General features: G+C 75.5%; 18 protein-coding genes. 7 read left to right on the forward strand and 11 right to left on the reverse strand.

Annotation, left to right across the window (positions count from 1 at the left end; translation table 11 throughout):
* Positions 1–16: 16 nt before the first annotated feature.
* The gene (locus V2S66_RS00875; protein ID WP_330792298.1) at positions 17–637 is read right to left on the reverse strand and encodes an L-threonylcarbamoyladenylate synthase; all 621 of its coding nucleotides are present in this window, start codon (positions 635–637) and stop codon (positions 17–19) included.
* Between the two features lie 140 nt (positions 638–777).
* Here V2S66_RS00875 and V2S66_RS00880 point away from each other — a divergent pair, with 140 nt between their 5' ends.
* Complete coding sequence (locus V2S66_RS00880) at positions 778–1674, forward strand: patatin-like phospholipase family protein (protein WP_330792299.1); 897 nt, start codon at positions 778–780, stop codon at positions 1672–1674.
* Positions 1671–2897, forward strand: a complete 1227-nt coding sequence (locus V2S66_RS00885; protein WP_330792301.1) for a lysophospholipid acyltransferase family protein — start codon at positions 1671–1673, stop codon at positions 2895–2897. The genes V2S66_RS00880 and V2S66_RS00885 overlap by 4 nt, the downstream gene beginning before the upstream one ends.
* Before the next feature lie 287 nt (positions 2898–3184).
* On the opposite strand, the gene V2S66_RS00890 is transcribed toward V2S66_RS00885, so the two are convergent.
* Positions 3185–3757, reverse strand: coding sequence for a hemerythrin domain-containing protein (locus V2S66_RS00890; RefSeq protein WP_330792302.1), 573 nt, complete (start codon positions 3755–3757; stop codon positions 3185–3187).
* Between the two features lie 221 nt (positions 3758–3978).
* Here V2S66_RS00890 and V2S66_RS00895 point away from each other — a divergent pair, with 221 nt between their 5' ends.
* Entirely contained in the window at positions 3979–4197 is a 219-nt protein-coding gene (locus V2S66_RS00895; protein ID WP_330792304.1) for a hypothetical protein, read from the forward strand.
* Between the two features lie 87 nt (positions 4198–4284).
* Positions 4285–4938: an HhH-GDP family DNA glycosylase gene (locus tag V2S66_RS00900; protein WP_330792307.1), complete on the forward strand. Its 654-nt coding sequence runs from the start codon at positions 4285–4287 to the stop codon at positions 4936–4938.
* An 18-nt stretch (positions 4939–4956) separates the two neighbouring features.
* On the opposite strand, the gene V2S66_RS00905 is transcribed toward V2S66_RS00900, so the two are convergent.
* Together V2S66_RS00905 and V2S66_RS00910 are read right to left on the reverse strand one after the other, a co-directional pair.
* Positions 4957–6159, reverse strand: coding sequence for a TDT family transporter (locus V2S66_RS00905; RefSeq protein WP_330792309.1), 1203 nt, complete (start codon positions 6157–6159; stop codon positions 4957–4959).
* A 456-nt stretch (positions 6160–6615) separates the two neighbouring features.
* Positions 6616–7641 (reverse strand): GlxA family transcriptional regulator, encoded by a 1026-nt coding sequence (locus V2S66_RS00910; RefSeq protein WP_330792311.1) that lies wholly within the window; start codon positions 7639–7641, stop codon positions 6616–6618.
* A gap of 131 nt (positions 7642–7772) precedes the next feature.
* On the opposite strand from V2S66_RS00910, the gene V2S66_RS00915 reads away from it, so the two are divergent.
* Positions 7773–8174, forward strand: a complete 402-nt coding sequence (locus V2S66_RS00915) for a winged helix-turn-helix transcriptional regulator (RefSeq protein WP_330792313.1) — start codon at positions 7773–7775, stop codon at positions 8172–8174.
* On the opposite strand, the gene V2S66_RS00920 is transcribed toward V2S66_RS00915, so the two are convergent.
* The 4 genes from V2S66_RS00920 to V2S66_RS00935 form a co-directional block, all read right to left on the reverse strand.
* Positions 8171–8860 carry a maleylpyruvate isomerase N-terminal domain-containing protein gene (locus tag V2S66_RS00920; RefSeq protein ID WP_330792315.1) on the reverse strand — a complete coding sequence of 230 codons (690 nt, stop codon included), beginning with the start codon at positions 8858–8860 and terminating at the stop codon, positions 8171–8173. The two genes, V2S66_RS00915 and V2S66_RS00920, sit on opposite strands and share 4 nt — an antisense overlap.
* A gap of 132 nt (positions 8861–8992) precedes the next feature.
* Complete coding sequence (locus V2S66_RS00925; protein WP_330792317.1) at positions 8993–9364, reverse strand: YybH family protein; 372 nt, start codon at positions 9362–9364, stop codon at positions 8993–8995.
* Positions 9365–9408: 44 nt separating this feature from the next.
* A complete protein-coding gene (locus V2S66_RS00930) occupies positions 9409–10122 on the reverse strand; it encodes an SDR family NAD(P)-dependent oxidoreductase (RefSeq protein WP_330792319.1) in 714 nt (237 codons plus the stop codon).
* A 132-nt stretch (positions 10123–10254) separates the two neighbouring features.
* Positions 10255–10467 (reverse strand): hypothetical protein, encoded by a 213-nt coding sequence (locus V2S66_RS00935; RefSeq protein ID WP_330792321.1) that lies wholly within the window; start codon positions 10465–10467, stop codon positions 10255–10257.
* Here V2S66_RS00935 and V2S66_RS00940 point away from each other — a divergent pair.
* Complete coding sequence (locus V2S66_RS00940) at positions 10462–10644, forward strand: hypothetical protein (protein WP_330792323.1); 183 nt, start codon at positions 10462–10464, stop codon at positions 10642–10644. The two genes, V2S66_RS00935 and V2S66_RS00940, sit on opposite strands and share 6 nt — an antisense overlap.
* A gap of 73 nt (positions 10645–10717) precedes the next feature.
* On the opposite strand, the gene V2S66_RS00945 is transcribed toward V2S66_RS00940, so the two are convergent.
* The 3 genes from V2S66_RS00945 to V2S66_RS00955 all read right to left on the reverse strand — a co-directional run bounded on the left by V2S66_RS00945 (position 10718) and on the right by V2S66_RS00955 (position 13362).
* Positions 10718–11383, reverse strand: a complete 666-nt coding sequence (locus V2S66_RS00945; protein WP_330792325.1) for a double zinc ribbon domain-containing protein — start codon at positions 11381–11383, stop codon at positions 10718–10720.
* A 207-nt stretch (positions 11384–11590) separates the two neighbouring features.
* Complete coding sequence (locus tag V2S66_RS00950) at positions 11591–12733, reverse strand: cytochrome P450 (RefSeq protein ID WP_330792327.1); 1143 nt, start codon at positions 12731–12733, stop codon at positions 11591–11593.
* Positions 12734–13080: 347 nt separating this feature from the next.
* A complete protein-coding gene (locus tag V2S66_RS00955; protein WP_330792329.1) occupies positions 13081–13362 on the reverse strand; it encodes a hypothetical protein in 282 nt (93 codons plus the stop codon).
* 135 nt (positions 13363–13497) lie between these two features.
* Between V2S66_RS00955 and V2S66_RS00960 the strand changes: the two genes are divergently transcribed.
* A complete protein-coding gene (locus tag V2S66_RS00960; protein WP_330792330.1) occupies positions 13498–14862 on the forward strand; it encodes a hypothetical protein in 1365 nt (454 codons plus the stop codon).
* Positions 14863–15009 lie beyond the last annotated feature (147 nt).

Genomic DNA, 15009 nt, shown 5'->3' on the forward strand with positions numbered 1-15009 from the left:
GCCCGGGCGGGCGGCGCTACTCGAACCGGGAGGTGTCGCCCGCGCCACGGCGCACGATCGTGACGTCGCCGTCGGAGAAGTCGATGACGGTGGTCGGTTCGGTGCCGCAGTCGCCCGAGTCGAGCACCGCGTCCACCACGTGGTCCAGCCGCTCCTTGATCTCCCAGCCCTGCGTCAGCGGCTCGTCCTCGTCGGGCAGCAGCAGGGTGCTGGAGAGCAGCGGCTCGCCGATCTCGGCGAGCAGCGCCTGTGTCACGGTGTGGTCGGGGATCCGGACGCCGACCGTCTTCTTCTTGGGGTGCAGCAGCTGGCGCGGCACTTCCCTGGTCGCCGGCAGGATGAAGGTGTAGCTGCCGGGCGTGGCCGCCTTGATGGCGCGGAACACGTCGTTGTCGATCTGCACGAACTGGCCGAGCTGCGCGAAGTTCTGGCACATCAGGGTGAAGTGGTGCCGCTCGTCGAGGTTGCGGATCGCCCGGATGCGGCCGATGCCGTCCCGGCTGCCCAGCTGGCAGCCCAGCGCGTAGCAGGAGTCGGTCGGGTACGCCACGAGGGCGCCCGCCCGGATGCTGTCCGCCAGGGTGCCGATGGTGCGCTGCTGGGGGTTCTCGGGGTGCACGTCGAAGTACCTGGCCATCCGGCGAGTGTAGGGGATGCGGTCCGCGCCGCCGGGACGGCGCTCCCGCGTGCGCCGCAGGTCGCGCGTTCGGCGGCGGCTGACGATCCGTCATGCGAGGGGCGTGGCGTGCACGGGCGGCGCCGGGGCAGGCGGCAGCCATGGACCACAGTGGGCGTGACGTACACGGCCCGGCGTTCGTGCTCGGCGGCGGCGGGGCGCTGGGAGCTTACGAAGTCGGCATGCTCAAGGCGCTGTTCGCCGCCGGGGTGCGGCCCGGCCTGGTGCTGGGCACCTCGGTCGGGGCGATCAACGGCGCCGCGGTGGCGGCGGAGCCCTCGCAGACCTCCGTGGACCGCCTGATCGACCTGTGGACGGGCCTCGGCCGAGCGGGTGTCTTCTCCGGATCGCTGGTGGGCCGGCTGTCCACCGCGGTCCGCAGCCGGACCCACCTGTACACGCCGGCCCCGCTGGTCGAGCTGCTCCACACGCACCTGCCGGTCACCGCCATCGAGGAACTCGATGTGCCGTTCCAGTGCGTGGCGGCGAGCATCGAGCACGCCGCCGAGCACTGGTTCGACCGCGGGCCGCTGGTACAGGCGGTGCTCGCCTCGTCGGCCGTGCCGGGGCTGCTGCCGCCGGTCGCGCTGGACGGCGAGCACTTCGTGGACGGCGGCCTCGTCAACAGCATCCCGGTGGGCCGGGCCGTCGCCCTGGGCGCCCGCGAGATCTACGTGCTCCAGGTGGGCCGGATCGAACGGCCCCTGACGCCGCCCAGGCTGCCCTGGGAGGTCGCCACCGTGTCCTTCGAGATCGCCCGCAGGCACCGCTTCGCCCGCGACATGACCGACCTGCCGTCGGACGTCACGGTGCACGTGCTGCCCAGCGGAGCGGCCACGGGCGAGGCGGGCGGGCCGCTGAGCCAGTTGCGGCACCGCGCGTTCGGTCAGACGGCGCAGCGCATCGAACGCGCCTACACCGCCTCCTCGCGCTATCTGGACTCGGCCCTCGACGCCGCCCCCGGCACCGCCCTCGATCCCGCCGACGGCCCGGCGTGACCCGCCCCACCGCGGGCGGCCGGGCAGAACCGGCCGGGCGGCAGGACCGCGCCGCGCGGACAGCACCCCCCGCCCCCGAGGAGACGGCGCCCGCCGGCCCGGAACAGCCGGTCACCGGCCGGGCCGCCCCGAGCGTGCCGGCGCAGGCGCACGCACGTCAGGACGGGAGGCCGGGGCCACGCCGCACTCGCGCCACCGCGGCCGGCGCCGCCCTGCTCACGGCGGCCCGGCGGACGGTCACCACCGCGGCTCTGCTCGCCTTCATCCCGCCCGCCGCGGCCCTGCTCGTCGCCGTGACGGTCCTCGGCGCGCCGGTGTCGCTGGCGACGCGCGGGCCGTGGCGTCCGGCACGGATGGCCGGCTTCCTCCTGCTGTACCTGCTCGTCGACCTCGGCGGACTGGTCGCCGCGGCCGCGCTCGCCGTGCGCGGTCCCTTCACCGGGCCGGCCGGCCGCGAGCGGCGGGCGGCCCAGGCGTTCGCCGTGCTGGCCCGGCTGCTGGCGGTGCTGCGCCGGGCCGCAGGCCGGCTGTTCCACCTGGAGGTGGAGATGGTGCCGGCGCTGCCCGCGGCCGACCCGCCGCCGGATGTGCCGCTGATCCTGCTCGTCCGGCACGCGGGGCTCGGCGACTCCTTCCTGCTGCTGCAGATCCTGCTCACCGAGGCCGGTCTGCTGCCGCACACCGTGCTGAAGGGCATCCTGCGCGCCGATCCCTGCCTGGACGTGCTGCTCGGCCGGGTGCCGCACTGCTTCCTGCCACCCGCCCGGGGAACCGCCGAGGAGGCCGTCGCCGATCTCGCCGCGGGGCTGCGGCCGCGCGACGCGCTGGTGATCTTCCCCGAGGGCGGCAACTTCACCCCCGGCCGCCACCGCAGCGCCGTCGCCCACCTGCGCCGCCTCGGCCAGTACCGCCGGGCGGCCAGAGCGGCCCGCCTGCACTACGTGCTGCCGCCCCGCAGCAGCGGCACTCTGGCGGCGCTCTCGGCGGCTCCCACCGCCGACGTGGTCTTCGTCGCCCACGCCGGGCTGGACGTCATCGCCTCACCGCGCGCCGCGTGGTCCTGCCTGCCCTTCCGCCGGCCGGTCCGCATCCACTGGTGGCGGATACCGGCCGCGGAGGTGCCGCGCGGCGACGAGGCGCGCGGCGAGTGGCTGCTCGGGCAGTGGGAGCGGATGGACCGGTGGACCGCGGCACAGGCGGTCGCGGCGACACCCCACGTCTGACGCACCCCCGCAAGGACCTGAGCGGGGGCGTCAGTCCACCAGGAGGACGGTCGCGCCGTCGCGCAGCCGGCTGCCGCCGCGGTCGAGGATCGGGTGGATGAGCCGGCGCAGCACCGCCGCGGCCGGTTCGCCCGCGGCGGTCGCACGGATGACGGCCCCGGTGAAGCGCGAGGTGCGACTGCCCCGGCGTGTGCGCCCCGACGCACGTGTCCCGAAGTGCGTGCCCCGACGTGCGAGGAGCCGCCCCTCGGGGCGGCTCCTCGCACACGTGCACGGCGTCCGGAGGGTCAACGACCCATCGCGTCCCGCGCCTTGTCCATCATCGCGGCGAACGGGCCGGTCAGCACCAGCGCCGCGGGCTTGCCCGCGGCCATCGGGTGGGCGTGGCTGGGCGCCATGCGCTCGGCCTTCATCAGCCGCTCGCCCATGGTGTGCCGCTCCTCGACCGAGCACTGCTGGACGATCGCCGGGAACTCCTGGTTCTCCTCGTGGTCGGCGTGGTCCCCCACCGCTCGCTCGAACTCCAGGATGGTGGCGGCGAACTCCTCGCTGTCGACGTCCATGTGCTCGAGCCGCTTGAGCACGGACGACGCCTCGGCCTCCTCCTTGTTGCGGGCGTCGGCCTCCTCCTTGCCCGCCGTCCGCTTGGCCACCGGCCGGACGACCAGCTCCTCGCCCACCTCGTGGACGGCCAGCAGCGCCCGCAGTTCGTCGAAGGCGGCCTTGCGGGTCGCGCCGTGCGTCTCCCGCACGGTCGCGAACAGGTCGCGGATGCGGGCGTGCTGGGTGAGCAGCACCGCGACCACGTCGCCCTCGGGCAGCAGAGCCGCCTCTGACCTCTCGGTGGTGGCAGAACTCATCGTTCACTCCTCCGTGTTGGGGCGTTTCCTTCCGGTGTGCCCATCCGGATGACCGCGTTGGCCGATCGCAAACACCCCGGTGGACCTGACGCGGGCCGGTGAGCGGCCGCGGGCGACCGTCACCGAATGTTCACGTTCGGGGCCGTGCGCGGGGGCGCTACCCGGGTAGCCGGAGCGCGCGAGCCCTTCGCCCCCCGGCTCCTTCGGAAGGACCCCCGCACGTGATAGTCGTCGCCGCGCTCGTGCTGCCCGCCGTGACCTTGCTGCTGTTCGGCATGGACCGGATCGAGGACTGGATGTCCCGCCCGTCCGTTCCGCGCGTGCCTCCCGCCGCGCAGGTGGCGGCCGGCCGCCATCTGCGCCTGCTGCCGCGCCCGCGGCGCGGCACGGAGGACGTCCCGGTCGCTGAGCCGCTCCCGGCGGCGCAGGACGCTGCCTGAAGCACCCCGGCGCCGCCCGCGGGAGTGGAGTGGGCCCGGACCGTTCGGGTACGCGCAGCGCTGTACGCACTCACGGAGGTGGGATCGATGGCTGCCACCCGGCGTGACGCGATGCGCGCGCTCCTGGACGGCTACGGCCGCACATACGCCGCCGAGGCGGGCATCCGCCTCAAGGACACCCCGCAGCCGCTCTACCGGGCGCTGGTGCTCGCCTGCCTGCTCAGCGCCCGGATCCGCGCCGACATCGCCGTCGCCGCGTCGAAGGAGCTGAGCGCGGCCGGGATGCGCGACCCGCGCCGGATGGCGGCGGCCGGCTGGCAGCGGCGGGTGGACGCGCTCGGCCGCGGCGGCTACCGCCGCTACGACGAGCGGACCGCCACCCAGCTCGGGGACGGCGCCGAGCTTGCCGCGGAGCGCTACGGAGGCGATCTGCGACGGCTGCGGGACCGGGCCGGCGGCGACACGGTCGCGATCCGGCGCGCGCTCCAGGAGTTCCCGGGCCTCGGTCCCACCGGCGCCGACATCTTCCTGCGGGAGGTCCAGGCCGTCTGGCCCGAGGTGGCGCCCTACCTGGACGGCAAGGCCCTCCAGGGCGCCCGCGCCCTGCGCCTGCCCACCACGCCCGGCGCGCTGCTGCGCCTGGCGGACGGGGCGCAGCCGGCCGTGCTGGCCGCCGCCCTGGTCCGCGTCGCCCTCGACAAGGAGGCGCCCGGGGCGGTCCTGGAAGCCGCCGCGGCCTGACCCTCCCCCGTCGGGGCGCTACGGCCGGGCGCGCCGCCGTCCGGCGTGCGCCGCGGCGTGGTGCAGGGAGCGGAAGGCCACCACCGCCCATGCGGCGACGAGCAGCACGTAGAGCGCCACGGCGGTCCAGACGAACAGCTGCGAGCCGGTACGGACGGCGAGCGCGGCGGTGGCCGTGACGCACGCCCCGAGCGGGAAGATGAAGGACCACCAGGTGGGCGCGAAGGGCAGCCCTGCCCGCAGCTCGCGCACGGTCAGCGCCGCGGCCAGCGCCAGCCACAGCAGTGCGAACCCCCACACCGCGACGCCGCCCAGCAGCGCCAGCGCGGCCGCGCCCTGCACGTACGGCGTGGTCAGCGCGCTGGGCGCGGCGGTGGCCAGCACGCCGAGCCCGGTCACGACCTGGCCGAGCGCCCCGAGGCCGATCCACACCGTGGGCACGATCGCACCGGTGGGCGCGTCGTGGTGCACCAGCCGGCTGTAGACCATCGACAGCACCAGCATCGCGGCCACCAGGCCGAGCCCGAACATCGCGTAGCAGCCCAGCAGCATGACCAGCCGCGGCTGGCCGGCGGGGGTGTGGGGGACGAGCAGCGCGCCTGTCGTGGCGGAGACCAGCGGCGGCACCACCGGCATCAGCCAGCCGCCGAAGGCCGCGTCGGGCGCGAAGCGGTGCCGGGTGATCATGAGATACGGCACCGTGGCGGCCGTGGCCAGTCCGATCGCGGTGCCGAGCGACCACAGCGCCCAGTCGACGTCCAGCGCGGCCTGCGCTCCGATCACCCGCCGGCCGAGTTGCAGCGTCCCCGCGCCGACGGTGAGCATCGCCACCGCGGGCGCGCCGAGGAACTGGGCCTGGGCCGGATCGGCGGCGTGCAGCCGCACGGCCCGCTGCCGGAGGTAGCCGGCGGTCAGCACGACGAGGAGCAGGGCGGCTGCGGACCAGACCACCGTGGCGGCGGAGCGCAGCCCGTGGAAGCTTCCGGGCAGGGTGGCCGCGGCGTTGGCCACGATGCCGGTGCCCATGACGGCCGCGAACCAGCTGGGGCCGATGAGGTGACGGTCCGTCAGGCGGTGCGCCCGAGGGCTCGGCGCGTCCGGCGCGTCCGGCGCGTTCATCGCGTCCGGCGCGGGCAGTGGGTCCGCGGGGCGGACGGGCTGTCCCGGGGCCGCGCGGTCCTCGGTGCGGACGGCTCCGGTGCTGCTGGGGTGGGGTGTCACGGCGTGGAACGCCTCTTTCCTCGACTGGGGATCAGCGTCGTGAACCGGCCGGCCGGACGGGCCCCAGCCCGGCGTGACACGGGTCGCGGCCGCGTCCGACGGCCCGTTGGCCCTCCGACACTACGATCGCCGCGCCGTCACGCCGCAGCGCCTCACGTGCCACAACACCCTCGGATCAGGACGCGCCCACCGGGACCCGTCAGCCTGCCGAGCGGGCGATCGCCGCAAGCCGCGCGACCTGCTCCCCCATGCCGCGGGTTCCGCTCAGAGGGGTCATGGCGTGCGGCCACACGGACCGGGAGTGAGGGCTTCCCCGAGCAGGGCACCCGGGCCGAGGTGCTGGCCGAGGCGGGCCTCACCGCGCAGGCGATCGCGGTCGCCGTGATGTCGAGGACCGGCGCGGCCGCGACGTCGGGTACGCCGGGCGCCGTCGGGAGGGCGTGACCGCGCGCCGGCTCAGGCGGGCGGCGGAGCCGGCACCGCGGACGGCTCCTCGCCCGCCGTCGCGGTGGTGCGGAACCGCGCGCGGAAGGCGCCCGGAGTCACCTTGAGATGGCGTACGAACGCCCTGCGCAGTGACTCCGGGGAGCCGAAGCCGGTGCGGCGGGCGACCACGGCCAGCGGGTCGTCACCGCTCTCCAGCATCGCCCTGGCCGCTTCGAGCCGGATCTGCTCCACGTACCGGGCGGGGGTGGTGCCCACCTCGTCGCGGAACAGCCGGGTCACGTGGCGCGGGCTGACGCCGGCCCTGCGCGCCATCGCGGACAGCGTGTGGTCGGCGCCGGGGTCGGCCGCGACGGCGTCCAGCACCCGGCGCAGCATGTCCAGACGGGTGTGCGAGGCGCGGGCGTGCACGCTGAACTGGGACTGCCCGCCCGGCCGTTGCATGAAGACCACCATGTCCTTGGCGACCGCGCGGGCCACGTCGGCGCCCCAGTGCTCCTCGACGAGAGCGAGCGCGAGGTCGATGCCCGCGCTGACTCCGGCCGAGGTGATCATCCGGCCGTCCCGCACGAAGATGGCGTCGGGCTCGACGCGGACGGCCGGGTAGCGCAGTGCGAGGTCCCCCGAGTAGCGCCAGTGGGTCGCGGCCCGGTGGCCGTCCAGCAGGCCGGCGGCGGCGAGCAGGAAGGCGCCGGTGCAGATGGAGGCGGTACGGCGGGCGCGCGTGTCGAGTGCCCGCACGATGTCCAGCAGCGCGTCGTCCTTGACCATCTGCTCCCAGGTGGGTCCCCCGGGAACGATCAGGACGTCGCTCGTCCCGTGTGCGTCCTCGACGCCCATGTCGACGCTCAGGCGGGTGCCCGCGGCCGTCGTCACCTCGGCGCCGTCGGGCGAGACGAGCTTCAGCCGGTAGCGGCCGCCGAACTCGTCGGCCGAAGTGAACACCTCGATCGGACCGGTCACGTCCAGCAGCCGGACCCCGGGGAAGACCAGGATCGTCACCAGGAGGGGGCCGGTTGCGGCGGGTGTGCGGTTCATCGGGCCTCCGGACCTGCCGAGCGTTTGCCACCAGCGTAGGGGGGGGTGAGTTTGTTCACCAAACTGACTATGCTGGCCGGATGACCGCCGTCCGGCCTCGCTCCTGTCCCATAGCCGGGACCCTCGACCTCGTGGGAGAGCGCTGGTCGCTCCTGGTGCTGCGCGAGGTGTTCATGGGAGTGCGCCGCTACGCCGGCATCCAGGCCAACACCGGAGCGCCTCGGGACGTCCTCGCCAAGCGGCTGAGGTCGCTGGAGGCCGCCGGAATCCTGGAACGCCACCGGTACCAGGACCGGCCGCAGCGCTTCGAGTACCACCTGACCGCCGCCGGCCAGGCGCTGGAACCGGTGCTGATCGGGCTGCGGGAGTGGGGCATCCGGCATCTCCAGGACCCGCCGCCCGCGCCGCGCTTCGTGCACACGTGCGGAGCCGACGTGCGGACGCGGGTCGTCTGCGGGGAGTGCGGCGAGCCGCTCGAAGGCGGCGGACTGGTGACCGTGCTGGAGGAGTCGGGCTCGGCCCGGCCGGCCTAGCCGAAGAGCGGGAGGCGTCCGGCGTCCGCGCCCAGGCGTTCCTTCTCGGCGGCGGTCAGCGGCAGCCTTCCGGTGGCGGCCAGCGCGTAGTGCCGGTCGCTCCACTCCAGCGGCACCGGGCGGCCCAGCAGACCGTCGAGCGTGGCCCGCACGGCTGCGAGGCCGGCCTCGGCGGGCGGCGCGGACGACGGGAGGCTTGCCACCAGGTCGAGATGGTGGACGGTGGCCTCGACGGTGAGCGTCGTCAGCAGGTCACCGCAGGTCAGCACATGCCCCTGGGTGCCGGCGAGCGCGCGCGGGTCGGCCCGCCCGGCAGCCGTGACGACGGCCGCCGCGGTCTCCAGGTACAGCGCGCGCAGCTGGTCGAAGACCAGGAACATGCCGGCGCACACCCTGGCGTACCTGCGTCCGTTCGCCGCTCCCGCGGTGTCCGGCCGCCAGTCCGCCCAGTAGGAGACGGCGTCGCGGTCCGCCGGACCCGCCGCCGGCGTGTGCAGCGCCACCAGCCCTCGCTGCGCGTCGGCCAGGCAGTGGAAGACCAGGTCGCGCACCGCCCACCCGGTGCACCCGCTCGGCAGCCAGGACTCCTCGTCGCCGAGCGACGCCACCACGGCCGCGAACGCGCCGTAGGCCGCCCTCACACCCTCCGCGCCGCCCGCCGCGCACGCCGCGTCCGCTTGTTCCACCTCGGCCTCCCGCTCCCTGCCGGCCCGACCTGGAGCCGCCTACCCGCGCGCGGGTCGTCGACTCGTACGGCGACGGGCTCCGGGAGCCGTCCGCGCCGGCCTGCCGCCGCGGCCCCGCACCGGCGCGGCGCATCAGGGCAGCAGCGAGACCTGGTAGTGCGCGACGTACCAGCCGTCGGTCCTGCGGGTCACCAGCAGGCTGAGGCTGACGGTCAGCGACGGCCGGTCGGTGAAGCCGAACTCGACGTTCTGGTAGCCGAGGACCAGGTCGTCGGCGAGCCGGCGCGTCTCCAGGATCTCGTACCGCGCGGTCATGCCCATCGGCTGGGACGCGTAGTAGGCCGCGACGCCCCGGCGTCCGACGCTGTACGGGTGCAGGCCCTGGAAGACCGCGTCCTCGGTGAAGCGCGCGGCGACGCGCTCCGGGTCGTGGGCGTCGACGCCCTGCTGCCACTCGTCGAGGACGGTGCGCAGGATCGCTTCCTCGTCAGCCGTGCGGGTCATCGCGGGTCTCCTGTCATGGGCGGTGGGGGGCCGGCGGGGAGGCGTCAGTGACCGGCGCTCTGGCCGCCGTCGACGTGCGCGATCTCGCCGGTGACGAACGGCGCCTGCTCCAGGTAGAGGATCGCCCGGACGACGTCCTCGACCTCGCCCATCCGGTTCACCGGGTGCAGTGCGGCGTTGGCCCCGCCGGGGTCGGTCGGGTGCATCGAGGTCCGGATGACGCCGAGGGCGACGGTGTTCACCCGGATGCCGCGGGTGGCGTACTCGATCGCCAGCGACCTGGTGACCGCGTCGAGCCCGCCCTTGGTGAGCGACGCCATCGCCCCGGTGACCCGCGCGTCCGCGTTGCCGACGAGACTGGTGGAGATGTTCACCACGTGCCCGCCGCCCTCGCGGGTGAGCATGGCGGCGATCGCGCTGCGGGAGACCTCGAAGAAACCGCGCAGGTTCACCCCGACCACCGACGCGAAGTCCTCGTCGGTGTACTCGGTGAACGGCTTGGCGACGAAGACGCCCGCGCCGTTGACCAGGGTGTCGATCCGGCCGAAGCGGTTCATGGCCGCCTCGACCAGCCGCGCTCCCACGCCGGGCTCGGCGACGTCGCCCGGCACGGTCAGCACGTCGGGGTCGCCGGACGCTTCGATGCGGCGGGCGGTCGCGAGGACCGCGTAGCCCAGGTCGCGGTAGGCGGCGGCGACCGCCGCGCCGATGCCTCGGGACGCTCCGGTGACGAGGGCGACTCTCTGTGTGGGGTCCATGGACGGATCTTCTCTTCCCGCGCTCCGGTCGGCGCGCGCACCGCCGGTGTGAAGGGAGGGCGACGACCGTGCCGGTGCGGGTGGACTCGCGCATCCCGACCTGGACGATGCTGATGACGAGGTGGCCGCCGTTCAGGGCGGCCCTGCGGTCGGCGTGCGCGCGGGCATCGGGCAGCGGGACGTCGGTGAACGGCAGGCGGAGGCGGCGCCGGCCGGGTCCCCCTCCCCCGGCGGGTCGTCGTTGGTGTCCGGCGAGGCGGTCGCGCCGTGGGCGCGCGCCGCGGCGAACAGCCGGGGATGCGCGGCGGCAAGCGCGGCCATCAGGAAGTACGAGGCCGCGTGCACGTGCCGGCAGTCGGCGAGCAGCGCCTCGGGCAGTCGTCCGGCATGGTGGCCGCGAGGGTGCCGGGCGCGGTGAGGACGGCCCGGTCGTCCTCGGCCACCCGGGTCACCGTCGGCGACGAACTGCCGGCCGGCCGCTACGGGTCGGGCGACCGGACGGCGGCGCGGCGCGGCGGGTGAGAGCGGGGCGGCCTGTGAGAGCGGGAACGGCGCGGCGCACGCACCGCCGCACCGCCCCCACGCTCGCCGCCGGTCAGCGGCGCGTGCCGCACTCCGGGCAGAAGGCGGCGCCCGCGGGCAGTCGGGCGCTGCAGGAGCCGCAGCTGTCCTGCTGGGCCAGCCGGTACCCGCAGTGCGGGCAGAAGGCCGAGCCGTGGGTCTCGCCGCTGCACTGCGGGCAGACCAACTGCCGCTGCGCGGCGGCGTCGAACTGCGCTGCGGCCCCCTGTCCCGCACTGTAGGCGCGTTCGGAGACCATGTCGTTCAGGCCCCGCTGACGCGCCGCGACGGCCTCGGCCGCGGTGTCGGGCGCGCAGCTCAGGCAGATGCCCTGGCCCGCGTTCCAGCAGCGGTTGCAGACGTAGTGGGTGCACCGCGGGCAGCGGTTGAAGTGCCCCTGCGCGGTGTTGATCGCCCGCTGGAACGCCGAGTCGCGCGCGCTGCCGTACCCGGCGCCGGCCAGGCCGTCGGCCGCGCTGGACACGCCGCTGCCGGTGCGGCCGAGCATGCCCCAGGCCGCGTTCACGCCCTTGCCGACCCAACTGGCCATCCTGCCCCCGGCGTACGCCTCGAAGGGCGAACGCCAGGTGTCCTGGCACCGGTTGCAGTGGAACTCGAACTGGAATCCCGCGCCTGTGCCGTGCTCCTCGCACAGATCACGGTAGTTGTTGCTGAAGTAGATCTCCGCGGTCAACGCCACGCCTCCCCGAGCGCTCGCCGGCCGGCCCCCGCCGGCCTCTGGTCCCACCGGCAAGGGACGCGGTGCGCCGCCTTCCGGTTCTGCCCACCGGTCACGGCGGCGCAGGCCGAGCATACTTTCGCACACGTCCGCGCCCCCGCGGGCCGGGACGGCCCGCTCCGGGTTCCGGGCCGCCGCCCGGTCGGCAGCCGGGCGCCGCCGAGGCGCTCACCGGTCCCAACGGACCGCGAGGGTGGGCGGTTTGCGGAAGATCAGGCCGCGCGGGGCGCTCGGCCGGCTCTCGTCGAGGCGCAGGCCGGGGAGCCGCTCGAAGCAGGCGCGCAGCGCGGTGCGCGCCTCCAGCCGGGCCAGATGGGCGCCGACGCAGTAGTGCGGCCCGTGGGCGAACGCCAACTGCAGGCGGGTGTTGGGGCGGTGGATGTCGAAGCGGTCCGGGTCGGGGAAGACCACCGGGTCGCGGTTGGCGCCGGCCAGCGAGACCGTGACCAGGTCGCCCGCGCGGACCCGTGCGCCGGCCAGCTCGACGTCCCGGGTGGCGTACCGGTCGACCACGGCGGCGCCCGGCTCCATGCGCAGCGACTCCTCGATCGCATTGTCCAGCACGGCGGGGTCGGCGAGGACCTGGGCGACCGCCCCCGGTGTCCCGAGGAGGTGCAGCAGGGCGTTGGCGATCATCGCCTCCGTGGTCTCGATGCCGCCGAAGAGCAGGACGGCGGCGTTCGAGGCCAGCTCCGGCACCGCGAGCCGGCCGTCGGCGGCGGCGCGGGCCAGCAGCGAGCCGGCCGCGCGGGCGTCGAGCGTGCCGGCCACGGCCGCCCGCAGCGCCTCGTACGCGGCCGGGCCGCCCGCGCCCGCCTCCTCGCCGTGGCTGAGCCGGTCGACCGCCCGGACGATGGCGTCGTACCAGGCCAGCACGGTCGCCACGGGGACGTCTTCCAGCCCCAGCACCTCGGCCATCACGGCCGTCGCGAGCGGGCCGGCGAAGTCCCGGCGCAGCTCCGCCGCGCCCCGCGGCAGCAGCCCGTCGATCAGCCGGTCGGCCTCGCGCCGGACCGCGTCGCCGAGCGCCGCGTGCACCACCCGCGGCCGGAAGGGCTCGACGAACGGCTCACGGTGCCGTACGTGCTCCGGGCCGTCCAGCGAGAGCATGCTCACCCCGACCACCCGGGCGGTGGTGAACCGCGGATCGTCCACGGTGAACGCGGCGGCGTCCCGCATCACCTCGACCGCGAGCGCGCGTCCCGTCACCATCCACCCGCCGAGCGCGGGCACCCACGCCACCGGTGCCTGCGCGCGCAGGCGCGCCAGGTGCGGGTGGGGGTCTTCGGCCAGCTCGGCGAGGGTGATCACGCCGTCGAGCCTAGGCGGTCCCGGCGCGCGACGGCGGGGCGGGTCCGCGGCTCCCCCGGTGAGGCGGGGGGCTCAGCCGGCGTCGCTCCCTGGCGAGGGCGGAGGTGGCGGTACGCGGGCGGCCGTCGCCCCACGCCGAGCGCTCCCTGACGCCACGTCAGCATCGAGACCCGCAGGAGGCGGGCGAGGAGGGTCGCGTACGGCGTGCGCGTCGCCGGCGCGGGGAGCCGGCACGCGCGCTCCGCGTACCGGCTCCCGGCGTCGTGCCCGGCCCGCGACGGGCCGTGCGGGCGTCCCTCATCCTGCGCGGCGCACCCGGGTCGCGGGCGCGGACGCGCACCGCCGGGTCAGTAGCAGCGGTACTCCTTGGTGCCGGCGGGCTGCGGGCCGGTCGCCGGGTTGATGAAGGTGACGTTGTAGTCGCCGTACTTGAAGCCGTTGCCGGCGATGAAGGTCCGGGTCAGGGTCTGCTTGTAGCTGCCGTAGGAGGCGGAGTTGGTGTAGCTGGAGGGGCAGCCCTTGCCGGTGAGGTTCGCCGGGCCGTCCGCGGCGTTGGCCACGCCGGACAGGCCGAGGGCGAGGGCCCCGGCGGCGCTGACGGTGACGGCGGCCTTGATCGTGGTGCGCATATCTCTTGCACGTCCTTTCGGTACGTCATGTACGGGGCGCTTCAAGGGAATTGCGGTCCCGTCCGCTCGCAGGCGGCCCGGGCGTCGCCGATCTTGGCCGGAAGACGACGCTCAAGTCAATGGTCTGGACCAAATATGGTCCAGACCAACCGGCTGAGCGGCTCGCCTCCCGGCGCCCAGGGCAGCGCCGGCGCCCGGACTCCTCGCCGTCCCGCTGCCGGCGGCCCGGCCGCCCGCTACCATCTGCCGGTGCTCTCCCTACGCCCGTTCCTGCCGACCGCCGCGATCTGTACCGCCGCGCTGACCGTGTTGACGGCGCTGACCGGCTGCGGATCGTCCGGCCCCGCCGCGGCTCCCGGGTCCTCGGCGCCGGCGGTGACGACCTCCGGGGTCCCGGCCGCCGGCGCCGGTCCCGCCATCGGCACCGCCGTCGCGATCCCGTCGCCCAGCGCGCACAGCGGCCGTCCTTCGGCCGGTGCGAGCGCCACACCGCGGCCGCCCGCACCGGCGCGGCTGCACGCGGGCAATCCGCAGGGCCACGAGCCGGTGCCGGCCGCCGGCCGCGCCGCCGACACCTCGCACCCGACGCGGGTCGTGGGCCACGGCTCGCCCGCCGGGTGCACCTCGGCCGCCGTCGTGGCGGCGGTCGCGGCGGGCGGGGTGATCACCTTCTCCTGCGGCCCGCGGCCCGTCGTGATCGTGCTGGCGGCGACGGCGAAGGTCCGCAACGCCTCGGCGCGCGTGGTCCTCGACGGCGGGGGGCTGGTCACCCTCAGCGGCGGCGGGCGGCGCCGCATCCTGTACATGGACACCTGCGACCAGGCCCAGGGCTGGACGACCTCGCACTGCCAGGACCAGAGCAGCCCCGAACTGACCGTGCAGAACCTCACCTTCGCGGACGGCGACGCCACCGGCGAGAAGACCGACGGCGGCGGGGGCGGCGCGGTGTTCGTCCGCGGCGGCCGCTTCAAGGCGGTCAACACCCGCTTCGTGCGCAACCGTTGCGACGCGACGGGGCCGGACCTCGGCGGCGCCGCGATCCGCGTCCTGGACCAGTACCACGGACTGCCGGTGTACGTGACCGGCAGCACCTTCGGCGGGGCCCCCGGCCAGGGCGGCGTCTGCTCCAACGGCGGGGCGCTCAGCAGCATCGGGGTGTCCTGGGTGATCACCAACTCGCTGTTCGGCTACAACTCCGCGATCGGCAGCGGCGCCAACCCGGCCCGCGGGGGCACGCCGGGCGGTGGCAGCGGCGGCGCGGTCTACACCGACGGCAACCGCTACACCGTGCGGATCTCCGGCTCACTGCTCACCCACAACGACGCCCGCGAGGGCGGCGGCGCGCTGTTCTACGTCAGCAACGACCGCACCGGCACGCTCACCCTGACCCGCACCACCGCGCGGGCCAACCCCAGCCACGGCTTCGAGACGGCCGGCTTCCCCGGCGTCTTCTTCCTCGGCGCCGGCCACCCGCTGACCGACGGCAGCACCCTGAACTGACCCCGCCCGCCCTCGCGCGTCCGCGGCCGGGGCGGCCGGATGGCCGGATCGGGGCGGCGCGAAACCGCCGTTCGGGGGCAGAAGCCGGGAAAGGGGTTCGAGGACTGCCGCCGGAGGAACACGCTCCCGGGCGGTACGAGGAGCGAG

This window comes from Actinacidiphila polyblastidii (assembly GCF_036353415.1).
In the GTDB taxonomy this organism is placed as follows: domain Bacteria; phylum Actinomycetota; class Actinomycetes; order Streptomycetales; family Streptomycetaceae; genus Actinacidiphila; species Actinacidiphila polyblastidii.